The organism is Armatimonas sp. (genome assembly GCF_043760365.1).
Taxonomy (GTDB): domain Bacteria; phylum Armatimonadota; class Armatimonadia; order Armatimonadales; family Armatimonadaceae; genus Armatimonas.
Genome location: NZ_JAYUPA010000357.1, coordinates 1 through 1,840 on the forward strand (window position 1 = coordinate 1; position 1,840 = coordinate 1,840).

The window sequence follows — 1,840 nt, forward strand, 5'->3', positions numbered from 1 at the left end:
GGTCTCGATCAAGCGGCGCTTCCAAGACGGTGCCCGCGCCGCCGTGGCGGGCGATACCGAGAACAACTCCTACTACAAAGCCTGGCGTGTGAGTAAGGCCTGGTGTCGCCAGATCTTTCTGCGCCAGTGGGAAGATAAGCTACGCGCCGCCTGGGAGGAGCAGGAACAGCTCTCTGGAAACTTCGTGCCGGGCGTTTTAGAGCCGCTTCTTCAGTAAGGAATCTTTATGAAAATTTTACTCACAGGTGCTAACAGCAATGTTGGGCGAGGCATAATCCCTCGGCTTCTGGCAGCGGGACACACGCTGGTGCTCTCCGATATCAGCAAGCTCCCCGAGAAAGAGCCCTTCACCGGGCTGGAGTTTATCCAGACTGATGTCCAGATCGGGGTGGGGCTGGAGCGGGCCGCCGCCGGATGCGATGCAATTTTGCACCTGCCCGCGTGGCATGGAATCCACGGGAACAGTAAGACCGAGGCGGACTTCTGGCGGCTGAACGTGGACGGTACGTTCTGGATGTTTCAGGCGGCCCAGAGCGCAGGGATCAAGAAAGTGGTGTTTTTGAGCTCGCAAGCTTGGCACGGGCACTACGATAAGTACGGCTTCACCAAGCGCATCGGTGAGGAGCTGTGTGAGTACAACAAGCAGCGCCACGGAGTTCAGTATGTCGCGGTTCGCCCCGCCGATTTCACGCCCTATCGCGACTTCCTGCACTTCGGCTCGCGTCTGCTCTACGGCGGCGTGGATCGCTTGGACGTGCTGGACTGTATCGAGGCAAGTGTGGGCTACACGGGCGACGAAAGCTTCTTCGTTAATGCTGTAAAAGCCAATGCCTTCACCGATGCCCAGACTGAAGGCTGGGAAGCCGACCCCCTGGGAACTTGCGAGGCGATCTTCCCCGGTTCCCGTGCGCTGGTCGAAAAATACGGCTTAGACATCTCCCGCCGTCCGCACCGGAGCAATGCCGAAGCTTCCCCGCTGGGCTGGATGCCTAGGCGGCACTTTCGAGCATTTCTCGACGAACTTGAGTGGCTGGAGCGCACCAAGACCGATGCCGAAATTCGGGCACTGGGCTGTCTGTACGCGAGCGCGTGAAAGCCGTCCCGTGAAGCGGGGCGAAAGAAAGAAAAATTATGAAATACACGAATCTTGGCCGTACGGGCCTGAAGGTCTCCCGGCTTTGTCTGGGAACGATGAACTTTGGTCCGCGCACTACCGAGCCCGATTCCTACGCAATTATGGACAGGGCGCTGGAGCACGGGATGAACTTCTGGGACACGGCCAATGTCTACGGCGGCAAAAAGGGCGAGGGAATCACCGAGCAGATTATCGGGCGCTACTTTGCGCAGGGCGGCGGGCGGCGCGAGAAAGTGGTCCTGGCGACCAAGGTCTACGGCGACATGGGCGAGTGGCCCAACACCAGCCGCCTCTCCGCGCTGCACATTCGCAAGGCGTGTGAGGAGAGCCTGCGCCGCCTCCAGACCGACTACATTGATGTCTACCAGATGCACCATGTCTGGCGGGACGCGCCATGGGAGGAGATCTGGCAGGCGATGGAGCTGCTTGTCCAGCAGGGGAAGGTGCTCTATATCGGCTCGTCGAACTTCGCGGGCTGGCATATCGCCAAAGCCAACGAGGCCGCCAAGCGCCGCAACTTCCTCGGCTTAGTGAGTGAGCAGAGCCTCTACAACCTCAATGCCCGTACGGTTGAGCGGGACTTGCTTCCCGCCTGTGAAGACTACGGCCTCGGTGTGATTCCTTGGTCACCGCTCGCGGGTGGACTTCTCGGTGGCGTCTTGGGCGACATTGACGAGGGCTCGCGCCGGGCGGGGATCAAGCTTG

2 protein-coding genes and 1 pseudogene are annotated in these 1,840 nt (G+C 60.1%); all 3 read left to right on the forward strand.

All coding sequences use genetic code 11. The annotated features are described in order from the left end of the window. Positions 1-217: pseudogene (locus tag ACH2EH_RS08625) on the forward strand (hypothetical protein); the annotation flags it as partial. Positions 218-226: 9 nt separating this feature from the next. Next, positions 227-1,093: an NAD-dependent epimerase/dehydratase family protein gene (locus ACH2EH_RS08630; protein WP_395140794.1), complete on the forward strand. Its 867-nt coding sequence runs from the start codon at positions 227-229 to the stop codon at positions 1,091-1,093. A 38-nt stretch (positions 1,094-1,131) separates the two neighbouring features. Next, positions 1,132-1,840 (forward strand): aldo/keto reductase (locus ACH2EH_RS08635; RefSeq protein WP_395140796.1); only part of this gene is annotated, 709 nt, incomplete at its 3' end.